Source organism: Pseudomonas berkeleyensis, from assembly GCF_014109765.1.
Taxonomy (GTDB): domain Bacteria; phylum Pseudomonadota; class Gammaproteobacteria; order Pseudomonadales; family Pseudomonadaceae; genus Aquipseudomonas; species Aquipseudomonas berkeleyensis.
Genome location: NZ_CP059139.1, coordinates 2,732,137 through 2,748,269 on the forward strand (window position 1 = coordinate 2,732,137; position 16,133 = coordinate 2,748,269).

Consider the following 16,133-nt stretch of genomic DNA (forward strand, 5'->3'; position numbering starts at 1 on the left):
ATATTGCGCCCATAAAAAATCCCCGCTGAAAGCGGGGATTTTCATTTGCACGCAGCGATCAGGCGCGGCGACGGAACAGCGGCTGCGGCTCGTCGGCGGAAGCCTGGTAGACCTCGCTGTAGTCCTCGAAGGCCTTCAGCGCGTCAAACGGATCCTTGTCGGCGCGCAGAGCGAAGGCATCGAAGCCGACGCGTTTGAGGGCGAACAGCTGATCGCGCAGTACATCACCGATGGCGCGTACTTCGCCTTTGTAGCCATAACGGGTACGCAGCAGGTAGGCAGTGGAAGAGTGACGGCCGTCGGTAAAGGCCGGGAACTCCAGCGCGATCACCTGGAAGTGCGCCAGGTCATCGGCGATTTCTTCGATCTCATCACCGGCTTCCAGCCAAACGCCCAGACCGCCATCGCGAGCCTTGAGGGCGTGGGCGTGCTCGCACCACAGCGCCAGCGGCACGATGATGTCGTCGCAGTTGGGGATGGCGTCCAGGGTCACATCCTTGGCCAGCAGGTGCCAGGTTTCGTCGACCACCTGGCCGTTCTTAATGATTCGCTGCATAGACGCGCTCCTTGAACGGGTCGATACCGATACGGCGGTAGGTATCGAGGAAGCTTTCTTCTTCGGTGCGTTGTTCGACATAGACGTTGATGATCTTCTCGATCACGTCCGGCATGTCGTCCTGGGCGAAGGATGGGCCGAGGATCTGCGCAAGGCTGGCTTCGCGGCCGGCGCTGCCGCCGAGGGAAACCTGATAGAACTCCTGGCCTTTCTTGTCCACGCCGAGTACGCCGATATGGCCGACGTGGTGATGCCCGCAGGCATTCATGCAGCCAGAGATGTTCAGATCCAGGTTACCGATATCGAACAGGTAATCCAGGTTGTCGAAGCGGCGCTGGATGGCCTCGGCCACCGGGATCGACTTGGCGTTGGCCAGCGAGCAGAAGTCGCCGCCCGGGCAGCAGATGATGTCGGTCAGCAGACCAACGTTCGGGGTGGCGAAGCCCTGCTCGCGCAGCTCACCCCACAGGGTCAGCAACTGACGCTGTTCAACGTCGGCGAGGATGATGTTCTGGTTATGGCTGTTGCGCACTTCACCGAAGCTGTAGCGATCGGCCAGGTCGGCGATGGCGTCCAGCTGTTTGTCGGTGACATCGCCAGGGGCCACGCCGGTTGGCTTGAGCGACAGGGTCACGGCAACGTAACCGGGCTTCTTGTGGGCGAAGGTGTTGCGCTCGCGCCAGCGGGCGAAGCCGGGATGTTCGGCGCTCTGCTGGGCGAGCAGGGCGTCTTCATCCTGCAGTGCCTGATAGGCCGGATCGACGAAGTGCGCGGCAACCCGCGTGACTTCGGCTTCGGTCAGGGTGGTCGGGCCATCTTTCAGGTGCGCCCACTCGGCATTCACGCGCTCAGCGAATACCTCGGGAGTCAGCGCCTTGACCAGAATCTTGATACGCGCCTTGTACTTGTTGTCACGACGGCCATAGCGGTTGTACACGCGCAGGATGGCGTCGAGGTAGCTGATCAGGTGTTGCCACGGCAGGAATTCATTGATGAAGCTGCCGACGATCGGAGTACGGCCCAGGCCGCCGCCGACGGAAACGCGGAAGCCCAGTTCGCCAGCCGCGTTCTTCACCGCTTCCAGACCGATGTCGTGGACTTCGATGGCGGCGCGGTCGCTCACGGCGCCGTTGACGGCTATCTTGAACTTGCGCGGCAGGTGGCTGAATTCGGGGTGGAAGGTCGACCACTGGCGGATGATCTCGCACCAGGGGCGCGGGTCGATGATCTCGTCCTTGGCCACACCAGCGAACTGATCGGTGGTGGTATTGCGGATGCAGTTACCGCTGGTCTGAATGGCGTGCATCTGCACACTGGCCAGCTCGGCGAGAATCTCCGGTACGTCTTCCAGCTCCGGCCAGTTGAACTGCACGTTCTGCCGGGTGCTGATGTGGGCGTAACCCTTGTCGTAGTCGCGGGCGATCTTGGCCATCATGCGCACCTGCGCCGAGGACATCAGGCCGTAGGGCACGGCGACCCGCAGCATCGGTGCAAAACGCTGAATATAAAGGCCATTTTGCAGGCGCAGCGGGCGGAATTCCTCGCCGCTCAGTTCCCCGGCGAGATAGCGACGGGTTTGATCGCGGAACTGCTTGACGCGATCCTCGACGATCTTCTGATCGTACTGGTCATATACGTACATGAAGGGTCCTGTTATCAGGCTACTGCCAATCCGCGCGCACGGCCGCGCACTCCGTCTGGACACGGAGCGTGGGCACCATACCAGTTCAGCTTTATGCGTAAAAGTGAAGTTTGAGTATATAAGATGTGATTTTGGTAATAAGTAAGCGTATCGCACCGTTCGTTCGCTTGAGGACTCCGGTTGGCTGGTCTTAACTGCCTGGTGTCACCTACAAAACAAGAACGAAGGGGGAAGCATGAGCGATCATGGCGATACCGATAATCGTGACAGCGTCGTCGATGCCTGGGCGATTCTGTTTCTGATCCTGATTGCCGTGGGCACTGCGGTTTTTTGGGTCAGTGGCCGTTGAGCATGGTCTGAGCGGCAATTACCGGCCCTGAGAATCGGGGCCGGTCTCCATCCACATATGCCCGTATACTGCGCCGACGATCAAAGGAGATTTGCGTCGGTGATCAAGTGGATACTGGGCTTGTTGGTCGTACTGGGGGCTTCGCCTGCGCTGGCTCAGGCACGGCCAGTTTCAGTCGTATTTCTCAACCCGGGCTTCAGTGACGAGCAGTTCTGGGTCGACTATATCCGCTACATGCATGATGCGGCCGACGATCTCGGCATGCAGCTACGTGTCTTCCATGGTGAGCGCGATAGTGCGCGCCTGCTCACCTATGCCCGCCAGGTGCTGGAGGGTGAGGCTCGCCCCGATTACCTCGTCTTCACCAACGAACAGTACACCGGGCCGGAGATCCTGCGTTTGTATGCCGGCACCGGGGTTCGGTTGTTCGCTTTGCACAGCGCGCTGAATCAGGAACAGCAGAAGCTCATTGGTGGCAGCCGCGAGCGCTACGAAAACTGGATTGGCAGCCTGGTGCCGAATGATGAAGAGGCGGGATACCTGATGGGGCGGGCGCTTGCCGAACTGGCTCAGGGCAAGCCTGCCGAGCTGCTGGCATTCAGCGGCATCAAGCAAACCCCCTCGGCGACGTTGCGCCTGCACGGTTTGCAGCGGGCACTCGAGGAGACGCCGAACGTACGGCTGGTACAGGCCTTGTATGGTGAATGGCTGCAACAGCGGGCCTACGAGCAGTCCATGAGTTTGTTGCCACGCTACCCCGACATCAGCCTGATCTGGTCGGCCAACGACGAAATGGCCTTTGGGGTCATGCAGGCTGCCGAAGAGATGGGGCGCTCCTTCCGATACGCGGCGTTGAACAATTCGCAGCGCGTATTGAATGCACGTGCGAACGGAAGCATCGACGTGCTCGCCAGTGGGCATTTCCTGTTGGGCGGTTGCGCCATGGTGATGCTTTACGATCATGCCATGGGCCTGGACTTCGCCGAGCGCGGCGGCAAGGATCAGATCGCCGGTCTGCTGCGCCTGATCGATGCTGAACAGGCACGGCGCCTGGCCAGGCACTTCGAGCAGACGCCGCTGGATATGGATTTCACCCGCTTCAGCGCCGTGAATGATCCTGGAATGTCGCGCTACAGCTGCGGCATCGATCAGTTGCTGAACTGATCAGCCAGTGGCCATGTGCAGGATCAGTTTCACCGCGCCCAGCAGAATCACCACGAACAGCGCGGTGAACAGCACGCCAAGCAGGATGAAGTGACTGGGTTTGCCGCGGCTGAAGTCGCGGCTGCGGTTCTTGCCGCTCTGCACGCCGAGCGCGGCAGCGAACACGCTCTGCAGCATCTCCCGTAGTGTCAGCGGGGCCTGTTGCGGGTCTTTGTCCTGATCAGTCATGGTCAGCTTCTCCGTCAGTGCTTCAAGCATAGACCTCAGCCACAGAGTCGGCACGGTGTTGAGGGGCTAGGCTGGCTGTGACGATTCAGGCAATCTGCCAGGGCGCAGACAACTGACACCGACCATGCCTGACGACCTATTCCCCGACGATGCCGCGCAGACCGAGCGCACCCGCGAGATCATCCTGCGTTATCACCTGAGCTGGAAGCACCGCGACCTCGAGGCGGTGATGGCGTTGTATCACCCGGATGTCGAATACAACGACTTCTTTCAACAACGCTGCATGCGCCTGGGCGAGCTGCGCGAGTATGTCGAACACAACCTGCCGCGGCGTCCGGGCGAGCTGCTGGAGCATGTCGACCGTATTCGTATCGACGGTCACACCGCGTTCATCCAGTACTGCACCAGCCTGCAGGGCGGGGAAGGGCTGGTGTCGTTTCGTACCGGCGAAGCCCTCACCGTGCGCGAGGGTCTGATCTGGCGCATCAATGAATACGCCACCCTGGTTCGTGAAGCGCGAGGGACTGGAGAGGACACGGGTTCGCGACCTGCCATCAGCCGCCTGGGGCTGTCGACGCGTCAGCTCAGTCAACTGGCGCAGGATCTGCAGGATTATTTTCAGCGCAGCCAGCCGTTTCTCGATCCCGAGCTGGATCTGCAACAGGTGGCGGCCGCTACCGGCTATAGCCGCAACCAGATCTCCCATCTGCTCAATCAGGTGCTTGGCGAGAGTTTCTACCGTTACGTCAACCGCGCGCGCCTGCAGTATCTTCTGGACGGCCTGCAGGCCGGCAGCGACCTCAAGCGTGTCGACGAGCTGGCCTTTGCGGCTGGCTTCAATTCGTTATCGGCCTTCTACAACTGCTTCAAACGTCACACCGGGCTGTCGCCGAAGGCTTATCTTAAGACCCGTCTGGAATCTAGCGAGCCAGCGCCAGGCAATACCGATGATTGCCCTACAAAAACGTGAGAGGACGCGGAGTTTACGGGCCGCGCTGAAGCGCGTTAGCCGCAAGCGGCTTGCCGAGCACGTTTTTAACGCAGCAGGGTCGACGCGCAGCAGATTCTAGGCGGGTTCTCAAAGAGATTTCCTCGCGGGCACGCAAGCAAGACAGCGGCCGATAGCTACTACTAGCCTTGTGTCATCGATTGATGACGGAGGCGTGCATGAATTCCTGGCGCAACATCAGTCTGTGGATGGATCAGCTCGACGATCCGCTGCAGGCGCGACCCAGCCTGCAAGCCGAACTGCATGCGGATGTGGCGATCATCGGCGCCGGCTATACCGGCTTGTGGACGGCCTATTACCTCAAACGCCAGGCGCCGCACCTGCGTGTGGTGATCGTGGAGGCCGAGACCGCCGGTTTCGGCGCCTCCGGGCGCAATGGCGGCTGGCTGATGGGCAATCTGCTGGGCGAGGATCGCCTGTTGGCCGGCCTGCCGCCTGCCGAGCGCAAGGCCACCTTCGATCTGCTGCACGGCATTCCCGATGAAGTGGCTGAGGTCGTCGCCCGTGAAGGTATCGACTGCGATCTGCGTAAGGGTGGAGTGCTGTATTGCGCTGCCCGCTATCCCGAGCAGGAGACGCGCCTGCGTGACTACCTCAAGGAATTGCGTGCGCTGGGCCTGAGTGAAGAGGACTACCGCTGGCTAACGCCAAGCGAGCTGACTGAGCAACTGCGCTTGGCCAACGCCTATGGCGCGCTATACAGCCCAAATTGCGCGACCATTCAGCCAGCCAAGCTGGTACGCGGCTTGGCGCGTTGCGTCGAGGGCATGGGTGTCGAGCTTTACGAGCGCAGTCTGGTGATCGACTGGCAGCCTGGGCTGATCCGCACGGAGCAGGGGCGTGTCACGGCCGACTGGGTGGTGCCGGCTATCGAGGGTTACGCCGCGAGCTTGCCGCCACTGGGCAATCATCAACTGCCGGTGCAAAGCCTGATCGTCGCCACCGAGCCGCTGCCTGCGGATGTCTGGGCCGGTATTGGTCTGGAGCGTGGCCAAGCCTTCAGTGAATTCAGTCGCCAGGTCACCTATGGCCAGCGCAGCCTCGATGATCGCTTGATCTTCGGGGCACGCGGCGGTTACCGCTTTGGCGGACGCCTGCGCAGCGACTTCAACCTCAATGCGGACGAACTCGGCCTGCGTCGTTACCTGGTGGGGGAAATCTTCCCGCAGCTACGCAACGTGCGCTTCACCCATTCCTGGGGTGGCAATCTGGGCATGGCACGGCGTTTCCAGCCGCACATGCTGCGCGATAGTCGTAGCCGCATCGCACTGTCTGGCGGCTACGGCGGCGAGGGCGTCGGAGCCACCAACCTCGGTGGGCGCACCTTGGCCGACCTCATCCTCGGACGTGACAGCGAGCTGCTGCGCCAGCCCTGGGTGCTGAGTGACAGTCCTGTTTCCAGCCTGAAGCGCTGGGAACCCGAGCCCTGCCGCTGGCTGGGTTACAACGCGATCATCCGCAGCTTCGTCCACGAAGACGAGGTTCTCGCCAACCCGCGCAGTCCGGCCTGGCGCCGGCGTCTGGCGCAGGCCGTGGCGGCGCGCATGGAAAGCCTGATGAGCTGAGTGAGCGTTAGCGCTCGCCGATCTTTCACCTGGAGTCCACATGAACATCACTCACTTCCGTAACACCCCGGCTATCGCTCTGGACGATTCCAACCCGGTTGGCGTGCCCCTGAGCGAGCCGGTGGCGGTCACCTCGACCACCAGCGTCGAGCGCAATGACGGCGTAGAGACCGGCGTCTGGGAATGCACACCGGGGCGCTGGCGCCGGCAGATCGTGCAGCAGGAGTTCTGCCACTTCATCGCCGGGCGTTGCACCTTCACCCCGGACGGTGGCGAGCCCATCGAGATCCAGGCCGGTGACGCGTTGATGATGCCGGCCAATACCGTCGGCATCTGGGACATACAAGAAACGGTTCGCAAGACCTATGTGCTGATCTTCTGATCGAGTGCCTTTTCAGGGGGCCTGTTTAGACGTCCCCTTCAGTGACTGCCTAGAACAACAACTTAACGAGGTATCCCATGCTGAAGAAACTTCTGCCGTGCCTGATCCTGGCCGGCACCGCCCATGCCGCCGACAGCGTGCGCATCTATAACTGGACCGACTACATCGCCCCGGACACCCTCAAGCAATTCGAGAAGAGCAGTGGCCTGGGCACCCACTACGACGTCTACGACAGCAACGAAACCCTGGATGCCAAGCTGATGGCCGGGCGTTCGGGCTACGACGTGGTATTTCCCTCCAACCACTTCATGGCCCGGCAGATTCAAGGTGGGGCGCTGAAGAAGCTCGACCGCAGCAAGCTGCCGAACTGGAACAACCTCAACCCGCTGCTGATGAAGGCGCTGGAGGTGAACGATCCAGGCAACGAGCATGGTTTTCCCTATCTCTGGGGCAGTACCGGCATCGGCTACAACGTCGACAAGGTACGCGCAGTGCTGGGCGACGACGTGAAGATGGACAGCTGGGACGTGCTGTTCGATCCAGTCAAGTTGGCCAAACTCAACGAGTGTGGTGTCGCGATCCTCGACAACGGCCCGGAAATGCTGCCGATCGCCTTGCATCACCTGGGGCTGCCGCACCACAGCAAGAACCCCGAGGACTACAAGCGCGCCGAAGCGTTGCTGATGGAAATGCGCAAGAACGTGCGCTACTTCCATTCCTCCAAGTACGTTGGCGACCTGGCCAACGGCGAGATCTGCATGGCCGTCGGCTTTTCCGGCGACATCATGCAGGCAGGCGCGCGTGCCGCCGAGGCCGGTAACGGGGTGAAGATCCAGTACGAGATTCCCAAGGAAGGTGCGCCAATCTGGTTCGACATGGTGGCCATGCCGGTCGACGCCAGTAACGAGGAGGGTGGTTACGCCTTCATGAACTACCTGCTGCAGCCGGAGGTGATGGCGGCTATCAGCAACCACGTCAAATACGCCAACGGCAACCTCAAGGCCGACGGCCTGGTCGATCCGGCGCTCAAGGCCGACCCGACCGTGTATCCGCCGGAATCGGTGATGGACAAGCTGTACACGCTGGAAGCCATGCCGCTGAAGATCGACCGCGTGCGCACGCGTATCTGGAGCAAGGTGAAGAGCGGCGTCTGATCACCCGCTTAATGAAAAAGCCCCGGTATACCGGGGCTTTTCTTGTGCGCGGTTCAGGCACGCATGGCTCAGACCTTGAAGCGTCCGAGCAGGCGATCCTGCTGGCCGACTTGCTCCACCATCGAACTGCATTGACGCACCTGTTGCTCGGCGCCACCGGCCAGTTCATGGCTGATGTCGCGGATGTTGGTGGTATTGCGGTTGATCTCCTCGGTGGTGGCGCTCTGCTCCTCGGCGGCAGTGGCGATCTGCAGGTTCATGTCATTGATGCGGGTGATCGCTTCACGGATACGCCCAAGCATGTCGTTGGCCGCGCCGGCTTCCTCGGCGGTCTTGCTGGCCGTATCGCGGCTCTGCTGCATGCGGCTTTCGGCCTGGCGCACACCGCCTTGCAACTGGTCGATCATCTGGCGGATTTCCTGGGTCGCCTGCTGCGTGCGCGAGGCCAGCGAGCGCACCTCATCGGCAACCACGGCGAAGCCACGGCCCGACTCACCAGCGCGTGCGGCTTCGATGGCGGCGTTCAGTGCCAGCAGGTTGGTCTGCTCGGCGATGCTGGTGATCACCTGCAGGATCGACTCGATATTGTGGCTGAGCTTGGCCAGTTCGTTGATCGCATGGCTGGTGCCATCCATCTCGTCAGCCAGATGGCGGATGGCGGCGCTGGATTGCGACACCACGCGCACGCCATTCTCAGTTTCCTGGTTGGCTGCCACAGCAGCCTGAGCAGCTGCCTGCGCATTGCGCGCCACTTCCTCGGCGGTGGAGGCCATTTCCTGCATGGCCGTGGCCAGTTGATCCAGCTCCTGCAACTGTTCCTGCAGACGGCGTGCCGCCTGCTCCGACTCGTTGGAGGTCAGCGCCGTACTCTCGCGAACCTGATGGGAGCTGCCCATCACGTCGCCGATCAGGGTCTGCAGGGTTTGCAGGAAGCGGTTGAACTCCTGCGACAGCTCGCCGATCTCGTCGTTGCTGGTGATCGCCAGTCGACGGGTCAGGTCACCTTCGCCGCTGTTGATTTCACGCAGCGAGGTATTGAGTAGGCCCAGCGGCTTGAGCAGGTGACTCATCAGCAGCCCCAGCACCACGAGGCTGATGGCCACGCCGATCACCGTGCCAATCACGGCCAGCCAGGTCAGGCGGTTGGCCTCGGCCATGACGATGCTTTCGTCCAGAACCACTCCGATGTACCAATCCATACCGCGCAGGTTCGGTAGCGGGGTGAAGGACACCAGCAGGCTTTTGCCATCGGCGTCGACCTCGTGCAGCTCCTTGACCAATGCCGGGCTCTGGCCGTTGAACAAGACGCTATAGGGCTTGCCGTTGTAGTCGGCATTGGGGTGGGAAATGATGTTGCCCGAGCGGCTGAGCAGGAAGGCATGGCCAGCGCCATTGAAATCCAGGGTGTTGACGGCATCGGCCACCGACTGCAGGCGAATGTCGCCACCGAACACGCCGAGGAACTTGCCGGCATCGCTGATTTTTGCGACTGCCGAAATCAGGATTTCGCCCGTTGTGGAGTCGACGTAGGGCTCGGTCAGTACCGCTCGGTCAGCACCCTTGCCAAGGCCATACCAAGGGCGCTTGCGACCGTCATAGTCTGCGGCGGGTTTCCAGTCGGCGCTGTTCTTGAGGGTTTGACCGGTTGCCTCCAGCGCACCGAAGACCAGAATGAATTCATCCTTGAGCAGGGGGAGATCGAATACACGCTGGGTTTCTTCCGGGCCGTAATGGCTGTCGATGGTCTGCGACAGCGTGTCCATGAGCCGCATCTTGGCGTTCAGCCAGTTTTCGATCTGTCGGGCCAGGGCATTGCTCGACTCGGAAAGACTGGATTCGATCTGGTTACGCAGGGTGTCGCGTACCTGGTTGACCTGGGACAGCGACAGCAGGCTGGTGGTGAGAAACAGCACGGTCGCAGCGGCTATGCCGACCTTATGGGCGATTTTCATGGGAGCTCCTACGGCAAGATGCAGGCGTCCCTGCAGTGTTGGTCGATCAGACGGGGCACATCTGTCGGCGGTTATGCTTCCGCATCAGTGATATCGGCCTATAGCGAGCGGACTTGAGAGGCTGCGGCGATGTTTGTAACGGCCGTATCAAGGTAGGCCTAGCGTATGCAGGAACGCATCAACCCGTGCGGTGTAGACGGCATCCGCGCCCAGATCCTGATTGATTTCACCGTGCGAGCGATTCTCGCGCAGCACGTGAACCGTCACGCCCAGTTGTTGGGCCTTGGCCGCGTAGGCGTCGGCCTGCGGACAGGCGTCGTGGCGGCGCGTCGAGCACACCGCGAGCAGAGGGCGGGCGCCCGTTTGCAGGCGTTGCAGTGGCGACGCCTGCCGCCAGCCCGTGCGATCGTCACCGAAGGCTCGGTCATAGAGCGGCAGGTGACGGTTCTGCATGATGGCCGTCACGTCGAAGGCAGCGCTGTCCAGGGCGATGGTGCCCAGCCAGGGATGGGCAATGGCCGAGGCCAGCTGCGGGTCGCTGTTGAGCAGGGCCACCAGGTGGGCACCCGCGGAATGCCCCATCAGCAGCGTGCGCGTGGCGTCGCCGCCCCAGCCAGGGGCCGCGCGCTGAACGACGGCGAGCGCTTGGGCCACGTCGCCGGCCTGCGCCAGCGGATCGGCCTCGGGCAGCAGCCGGTAGTTGCTCGAAACCAGGATGTAGCCCTGGCTTAGCCAGTGGCGGGCCTTGTTCTCGATCACCGCGTCGCGGGCCTTGTCGCCGGTGTACCAGCCACCACCGTGCACCATGAACAGGATCGGGGCAGCTTGCGCCGCGGGCGGCAGGTAGACGTCGAAACGCTGTCGCGGGTGGGTGCCGTAGGCCTGGTCTCTGAGGATGCGGCTGCCGGCTGGCAGTTCGCTCAGCAGGCGTTGTTCGCTGCGGGTTTCGCGGCGTTCCTGCAGTTTCTCGCGCAGCGTGCTGGCTGCACTGAGTTGAGGCAGGCACAGCAGGGCGGCGACAAGCAGCGTTAGAGAACGGGGCATGAAACGATCCTCCGGGTGCACCAGTCGTTATGCCGGTGCGGGTAGCCATCAGCGTCCCAGGTTGCGCACCTTGATCAGGTCGGTTGCGCGTGCACGCAGTTGCCCGCAGCCGCCATCGACATCCTGGCCTGCCGAGTTGCGCACCTTGGTCAGTACGCCACGGCTGTGCAAGTAGCGCACCATCTCGACGATGCGCTCGCCATCCGGGCGCTGGTAGTCGTCTGCTTCCAGGCTGTTGTAGGGGATCAGGTTGAGCACGGCGAACTTGCCCTTGAACAGGCGCAGGATGTTGTCCATCTCTTCCTGGCTGTCGTTGATGCCCTTGAGCAGCGTCCACTGGTACTGGATCGGGTAGTCGATGGTGCGGGCGTAGGCCTCGCCGAGCGCCACCAGCTCTTCGGGATCGATGCGTGGCGCCTTGGGCAGCAGACGCTGGCGCAGTTCGGCGTTGGTGGTGTGCAGCGACAGCGCCAGGGCAGGGCGCACACGCTGCTTGGGCAGGCGTTCGAACACCCGTGGGTCGCCAACGGTGGAGAACACCAGATTGCGCTGGCCGATACCACCCTCGGTGCCGAGCAGGTCGATGGCCTCGAGCACGTTGTCGAGGTTGTGCGCCGGCTCGCCCATGCCCATGAACACCACTTTCTTCACCGGGCGAAAGCGTCGGCCCAGGGCAACCTGAGCGACCATCTCCGCGCTGCTGAGCTGGCGTAGCAGGCCGCTCTTGCCGGTCATGCAGAATACGCAGGCGACCGCACAGCCCACCTGGCTGGAGATGCACAGGCCATCGCGCGGCAGCAGCACGCTTTCCACCATCTGCTTGTCGGCCAGCTCCACCAGCAGGCGCGCCGAGCCATCGGCGCCAGGGTGCTCGGAGCGTAGCCGGGCCAAACCGTCGAGATCTGCGGCCAGCGCCGGCAGCGCCTCACGTACCGTCAGGGGCAGGAAGTTCTCGGTCTTCTGGTGCTTGGTGCCGGTGTCCAGCGCCTTGCCTTGCAGCCAGGCACGGGTGATGCGCCCGATATGCTGGGGTTTGGCGCCGAGGGCGGCGAGGCGTTGGTTGAGTTCGGAGAGTTGCATGGGGCGCGCATGCTACCACCGCCGCGCGCCCATGCGTAGGGCGTCTCAGCGTGCCGCGAGAAACTGGCCGAAACCGCGTTGCTGGCCCAGCTCCGGGGCGATGCGCTCTTCGTCCACGGCCAGTCGTCCATTGATCAGCACGTGGCTGACGCAGCCTGGATTGCGGCAGACCATACGCTGGATGCCGAAGCCCTGCATCTCGTCCCAGTTCTCCCGTTCCAGGTTCTGCTTCAGGCCGGCGGGGTCGATCAGCACCAGATCGGCGCGGTCACCCTGGCGAATGTAGCCCGCGTCGATACCGAGCCAGTCGGCCTGCTCGCCCGTAAGGCGATGTACGGCGTGTTCCAGGCTCATCACTGGCTGGTTCTCGTCATGGCTGTCCTTGACCAGCTTGAGAAAGCGCAGTGGCAGGTTATAGAAGGCCATGTTGCGGATATGCGCACCGGCATCGGAGAAGGTGATCAGCGTGTGCGGGCTGCGCACCATCTGCCGCAGCTTGTCCAGGCGGTGGTTGCCTATCACGGTGAACCAGCGCAGCTCCCGGCCGTATTGCACGACCATGTCGAGAAACAGATCGACCACATGCAGGCCACGCTCGCGCGCCACTTCGGCGAAGTTGCGCCCGACCAGCGAGGCATCCGGACAGCCAAGGATCACCGCGTCACCAAAATCGCGCTGCCAGACGCGCGGCGACAGTTTGTCGGCGTAGTACTTGCGGAAGGTGCGACGGTACTGCTCGTTCTGCAGCAGCATATTGCGCTCGATATGATCCTTGACGTCGAGCGCCATCTCGCCAGCGCCGAACTCTTCGAACAGGACGATATCCATGCCGTCGGCATAAATGGCGAAGGGCGTGGGCAACAACTGCCAGCGGAAGTCACCGCCAAGACGATTGGTCAGCCAGGCGGAGAGGCGTGCGAGCAGCGCCAGGCTGCGGTTGCCCTTGAGGTCGAGCAGGGAGATCAGCGTGGTCTTCAGTGGTTTGCGCAGCAGGCCGATGGCTTCACTGATGTATTGGGTGATCTGCAGCGGATTGGCGGCATTCGGCGCGCCCTGGTGCACGCGCCCGCGCTGGCGTAGCAGGCGGTTGAGGCGGCGCACCTCGCGCCAGCGTGCATAGGTACTGGGCAGGCTCTTCGACCATTCGCGGTCGCCATCGAGCTTGTCCCACTTCAGGCACATGGTGGACAGCCCGAGGAAGCCGTAATCCAGTGCCTCTGTGAGCAGCGCCTCCATACGCTGCATCTCGCTCTCGCTAGGTACTACCTGGCGGTCGGTGGCGCGGTGCAGGCCCATCACCGCCACACGCATGTCACTGTGGCCGAGAAAACTGATCAGGTTAGGTCCCAGTGGGTGTTGGTCGACGAACTCACGCCACTGCCGCGGGCCGTTCCAGGTCTTGCGTTCACGCAGGATCGGCAGAACCTTCTCGCGCGGCACGGTTTCCACGCGAGTGAAGATGTCTGATGCATCCTCGGCCTCGCTGCACACCATGCTCAGCGAACAACTGCCTACCAGCACCGTGGTCACACCGTGGCGCACCGACTCGCTGAGGCTGGGGGCGACCATCAGTTCGGCGTCGTAATGCGTGTGGGTGTCGAGAAAGCCGGGGGTGATCCACTTGCCCTGGGCGTCGATGACCCGTTCGGCCAGGCTCGCGTCGAGTGGCTCGGCGCTGACCAGGGCGATACGACCGTCCTTAATCGCCAGGCTACGGATGGCGGAGGGGGCTGGGCTGCCGTCGAAATAGCGGCCGCTCTGGATGATCAGGTCGTACTGGTGCATAGAGGGGGTCTCGACTCTTGTTGTTGTGATGCCAGAGTAGGAGTCTTATGGGAGTAAAACTTGTCATTACACGACAGTGTTGGCATCTTCCGCTGACCTGTCTGGATGCCCGCCATGTCCGTTCGTTATGAAGTGCGCAGCGCCGCCCTGACTGGCCTGGCGGCCGAGGTGGCAGGCCTGGGCGGTGACCTGTCGGCACTGCTGGTGCGTTCGGCGATGAAGCCCACGGCCTTGGACGATGGCGATGAGCTGATTCAGATCGAGCAGTTGATCCGCCTGCTGAACGAGGCCTCGATCCATTTGCAATGCCCCGACCTGGGCTTGCGCGTGGCCAGTCACCAGGGGCTGGACATGCTCGGGCTGCTCGGCCGCCTGTTGGTGCGTGAGCCGGATCTGTACGCGGCTTTCACTGCTGCGCAGCGTTATCTGGCCTTGCACAACAAGGCTGAGCACTGGCAGTTGTTGCCGCTGGAAGATCGCATTCAGGTACGGCGGATCGAGCACTTCTTTGCCGTGGAGGAGGCTCAACAGTATCGGGAGATGTCCATCGCGGCCTACGCGCAGCTGGTGCGAGCGATAGGCGGGGCCGATCTGCGCCCGCTACGCGTGGAGTTCAGCCACAGCCCGGTGGCGCCGCGTGCTCGTTATCGCCAGCACCTTGGCTGCGAGGTGCTGTTCGATCAGGAATACGATTGCCTAGTGTACGACGCCAGTATCCTGCGACGGCCAGTGCTGGCCATGCCCCGTGACGATGCGCAACGCCTTGATGACTTGCTGCGCGAGCGCCTGGGCAGCCTGCAGGACAGCCTGGAACTGCAAGTGCGCAGTCTGATCGTGCAGACTCTCGGCATGCGCCAGCATTCGCTCGGGCATATCGCCGAATTACTCGACCTGCATCCGCGCGCGCTGCAGCGACGTCTGCTGAGCGAAGGCCTGTGCTTCAAGCAACTCGTTCACCAAGTGAAAATGGACACTGCCGGCTGGCAGGTGCAGGCCTCGAACATGCCGTTGACGCTATTGGCCGATGTGCTGGGTTATGCCGACCAGGCCGCGTTCAGCAAAGCCTTCCGCAATCATTTCGGCCAGTCGCCATCGAGCTGGCGCAAGGCGCATCGCTAGAAGGGCGGTGAGGTTGCCTCACGGGATGGACTGGAAACGACCTCGAAGCGCAGCACACCAATCATCTGTCCGGCCTCGGTACGCACCTGCACCTGCCAGTCGCCAAGCGGATCTGCCGGAAAGCGTAGCTTGTGCGTCCAGGCGCGATAACCCTGTTTGCGTCCGCCGTGGATATCCAGAGCGATACGGTCGACTTCTTGGCCATTGTGCTGCCACACGTGGTAGATGCGTTCGTTGAGGCCGCGCGGGGCGTTGATCGAGGTGTAGGCGTAGAGCCCGTCGTCGCGCAGTTGATCCAGCGTGATCAGCTCCAGGCTTTCGCCTGGCATACGCTGCGCGCCATCGAAACGATCGGTGATCGCCACTTCGGTCAGCCACAGCGTCGCTGGTGGTACCCAGACCCTGGCCATCCAGCCTGCGCCGGCCATGGCCAGCGGCAGGATCGCCAGCAGCAGGATACGGCGCCAGCCAGCAAAACCGATCAGACCCGGCAGGCTCGGCAGCGCCAGCACCGTGGCCACCGCCAGTGCGATGCGATAACTCTGCGTCGTGGTCATGTGGAAGATGATCGGCAGCGCCGTGAGCGTCACGGCGAACAGCGCCAGGCTGTGAAGGATCAGTAGCAGCCAGCGGCGCGGCGCCAGCCAGCGGTAGTAAATGGGGTCGGTAATAGACGCCAGCGCGGCGAGCGCCAGCAGGCCGCTGAACAGCAGTTGCCCGCTGTTCCAGGTGGTGGTGATGAAAAAGAACGGCAGAACGAAGAACAGGCTTTCCTGATGGATCATCTGCGTCGCGTAACGCAACAAGGGTAACGGCAGCTCGAAGCCAAAGCGCCGGGCAATGCGCTCGCGCAACAGGTTCTCCAGGATCAGCCAGATCCAGCTGACCAGCAGTACCACACCCAGCACCTTGGCCAGGTGCGCCTGGCGGTCTACCAGCAGGAAGCTGGCCACACCCGAGCAGAAGCCGAACAGGGCGACCAGACCTGGGTAGCGGCGCAGCAGGGCGAGCAGAGTGGGGATGCGGTCGAGCAGGGCTTTCATGGCGGCAGTGCAGTGTGGTGATGGGCGCGCATCCTAGGTAGCCCGAGCCTCGGGCGCAAGC

General features: G+C 62.5%; 14 protein-coding genes and 1 pseudogene. 6 read left to right on the forward strand and 9 right to left on the reverse strand.

Annotated elements, in window-relative coordinates; all coding sequences use genetic code 11:
* Nucleotides 1-58 precede the first annotated feature (58 nt).
* Entirely contained in the window at nt 59-556 is a 498-nt protein-coding gene (locus HS968_RS12765; RefSeq protein ID WP_119691208.1) for a DUF934 domain-containing protein, read from the reverse strand.
* Nucleotides 540-2,198, reverse strand: a complete 1,659-nt coding sequence (locus HS968_RS12770) for a nitrite/sulfite reductase (RefSeq protein ID WP_182371499.1) — start codon at nt 2,196-2,198, stop codon at nt 540-542. The genes HS968_RS12765 and HS968_RS12770 overlap by 17 nt, the downstream gene beginning before the upstream one ends.
* Nucleotides 2,199-2,646: 448 nt before the next feature.
* On the opposite strand from HS968_RS12770, the gene HS968_RS12775 reads away from it, so the two are divergent.
* Complete coding sequence (locus HS968_RS12775) at nt 2,647-3,711, forward strand: ABC transporter substrate-binding protein (protein ID WP_238338945.1); 1,065 nt, start codon at nt 2,647-2,649, stop codon at nt 3,709-3,711.
* Here HS968_RS12775 and HS968_RS12780 read toward each other — a convergent pair whose 3' ends face one another.
* Entirely contained in the window at nt 3,712-3,939 is a 228-nt protein-coding gene (locus HS968_RS12780) for a DUF2970 domain-containing protein (protein ID WP_182371501.1), read from the reverse strand. It abuts the gene before it with no gap.
* A 124-nt stretch (nt 3,940-4,063) separates the two neighbouring features.
* Here HS968_RS12780 and HS968_RS12785 point away from each other — a divergent pair, with 124 nt between their 5' ends.
* From HS968_RS12785 to HS968_RS12800, 4 genes are all read left to right on the forward strand, one after another.
* Nucleotides 4,064-4,909 (forward strand): helix-turn-helix domain-containing protein, encoded by an 846-nt coding sequence (locus HS968_RS12785; protein ID WP_238338946.1) that lies wholly within the window; start codon nt 4,064-4,066, stop codon nt 4,907-4,909.
* 197 nt (nt 4,910-5,106) lie between these two features.
* The gene (locus tag HS968_RS12790) at nt 5,107-6,513 is read left to right on the forward strand and encodes an NAD(P)/FAD-dependent oxidoreductase (protein WP_182371502.1); all 1,407 of its coding nucleotides are present in this window, start codon (nt 5,107-5,109) and stop codon (nt 6,511-6,513) included.
* Nucleotides 6,514-6,553: 40 nt separating this feature from the next.
* Entirely contained in the window at nt 6,554-6,895 is a 342-nt protein-coding gene (locus HS968_RS12795) for a cupin domain-containing protein (RefSeq protein WP_119691211.1), read from the forward strand.
* 77 nt (nt 6,896-6,972) lie between these two features.
* Nucleotides 6,973-8,049, forward strand: a complete 1,077-nt coding sequence (locus tag HS968_RS12800) for a polyamine ABC transporter substrate-binding protein (protein WP_179625009.1) — start codon at nt 6,973-6,975, stop codon at nt 8,047-8,049.
* Nucleotides 8,050-8,117: 68 nt separating this feature from the next.
* Here the strand turns inward: HS968_RS12800 and HS968_RS26720 are convergent, their stop codons facing one another.
* From HS968_RS26720 to HS968_RS12820, 5 genes and pseudogenes are all read right to left on the reverse strand, one after another.
* Complete coding sequence (locus tag HS968_RS26720; protein ID WP_407681658.1) at nt 8,118-8,945, reverse strand: methyl-accepting chemotaxis protein; 828 nt, start codon at nt 8,943-8,945, stop codon at nt 8,118-8,120.
* Nucleotides 8,946-9,023: 78 nt separating this feature from the next.
* Nucleotides 9,024-10,001, reverse strand: a pseudogene (locus HS968_RS26725) (cache domain-containing protein); the annotation flags it as partial.
* Nucleotides 10,002-10,148: 147 nt separating this feature from the next.
* Nucleotides 10,149-11,045 (reverse strand): alpha/beta hydrolase, encoded by an 897-nt coding sequence (locus HS968_RS12810; RefSeq protein WP_182371504.1) that lies wholly within the window; start codon nt 11,043-11,045, stop codon nt 10,149-10,151.
* Nucleotides 11,046-11,093: 48 nt separating this feature from the next.
* Nucleotides 11,094-12,125: an RNA methyltransferase gene (locus tag HS968_RS12815; protein ID WP_182371505.1), complete on the reverse strand. Its 1,032-nt coding sequence runs from the start codon at nt 12,123-12,125 to the stop codon at nt 11,094-11,096.
* 45 nt (nt 12,126-12,170) lie between these two features.
* A complete protein-coding gene (locus HS968_RS12820) occupies nt 12,171-13,910 on the reverse strand; it encodes an N-acyl-D-amino-acid deacylase family protein (protein WP_182371506.1) in 1,740 nt (579 codons plus the stop codon).
* A 114-nt stretch (nt 13,911-14,024) separates the two neighbouring features.
* Here HS968_RS12820 and HS968_RS12825 point away from each other — a divergent pair, with 114 nt between their 5' ends.
* Complete coding sequence (locus HS968_RS12825; RefSeq protein WP_182371507.1) at nt 14,025-15,029, forward strand: AraC family transcriptional regulator; 1,005 nt, start codon at nt 14,025-14,027, stop codon at nt 15,027-15,029.
* On the opposite strand, the gene HS968_RS12830 is transcribed toward HS968_RS12825, so the two are convergent.
* A complete protein-coding gene (locus tag HS968_RS12830; RefSeq protein WP_182371508.1) occupies nt 15,026-16,072 on the reverse strand; it encodes a DUF5924 family protein in 1,047 nt (348 codons plus the stop codon). The two genes, HS968_RS12825 and HS968_RS12830, sit on opposite strands and share 4 nt — an antisense overlap.
* Between the last annotated feature and the right edge of the window lie 61 nt (nt 16,073-16,133).

What these genes read in the sequence shown, in the direction of transcription:
- HS968_RS12790 (WP_182371502.1), top strand. Translation starts at nt 5,107, where the DNA reads ATGAATTCCTGGCGCAACATCAGTCTGTGGATGGATCAGCTCGACGAT.
- HS968_RS12810 (WP_182371504.1), bottom strand. Translation starts at nt 11,045, where the DNA reads ATGCCCCGTTCTCTAACGCTGCTTGTCGCCGCCCTGCTGTGCCTGCCT.
- HS968_RS12825 (WP_182371507.1), top strand. Translation starts at nt 14,025, where the DNA reads ATGTCCGTTCGTTATGAAGTGCGCAGCGCCGCCCTGACTGGCCTGGCG.
- HS968_RS12765 (WP_119691208.1), bottom strand. Translation starts at nt 556, where the DNA reads ATGCAGCGAATCATTAAGAACGGCCAGGTGGTCGACGAAACCTGGCAC.
- HS968_RS12830 (WP_182371508.1), bottom strand. Translation starts at nt 16,072, where the DNA reads ATGAAAGCCCTGCTCGACCGCATCCCCACTCTGCTCGCCCTGCTGCGC.
- HS968_RS12785 (WP_238338946.1), top strand. Translation starts at nt 4,064, where the DNA reads ATGCCTGACGACCTATTCCCCGACGATGCCGCGCAGACCGAGCGCACC.
- HS968_RS12780 (WP_182371501.1), bottom strand. Translation starts at nt 3,939, where the DNA reads ATGACTGATCAGGACAAAGACCCGCAACAGGCCCCGCTGACACTACGG.
- HS968_RS12815 (WP_182371505.1), bottom strand. Translation starts at nt 12,125, where the DNA reads ATGCAACTCTCCGAACTCAACCAACGCCTCGCCGCCCTCGGCGCCAAA.
- HS968_RS12800 (WP_179625009.1), top strand. Translation starts at nt 6,973, where the DNA reads ATGCTGAAGAAACTTCTGCCGTGCCTGATCCTGGCCGGCACCGCCCAT.
- HS968_RS12770 (WP_182371499.1), bottom strand. Translation starts at nt 2,198, where the DNA reads ATGTACGTATATGACCAGTACGATCAGAAGATCGTCGAGGATCGCGTC.
- HS968_RS12820 (WP_182371506.1), bottom strand. Translation starts at nt 13,910, where the DNA reads ATGCACCAGTACGACCTGATCATCCAGAGCGGCCGCTATTTCGACGGC.
- HS968_RS12795 (WP_119691211.1), top strand. Translation starts at nt 6,554, where the DNA reads ATGAACATCACTCACTTCCGTAACACCCCGGCTATCGCTCTGGACGAT.
- HS968_RS26720 (WP_407681658.1), bottom strand. Translation starts at nt 8,945, where the DNA reads ATGGGCAGCTCCCATCAGGTTCGCGAGAGTACGGCGCTGACCTCCAAC.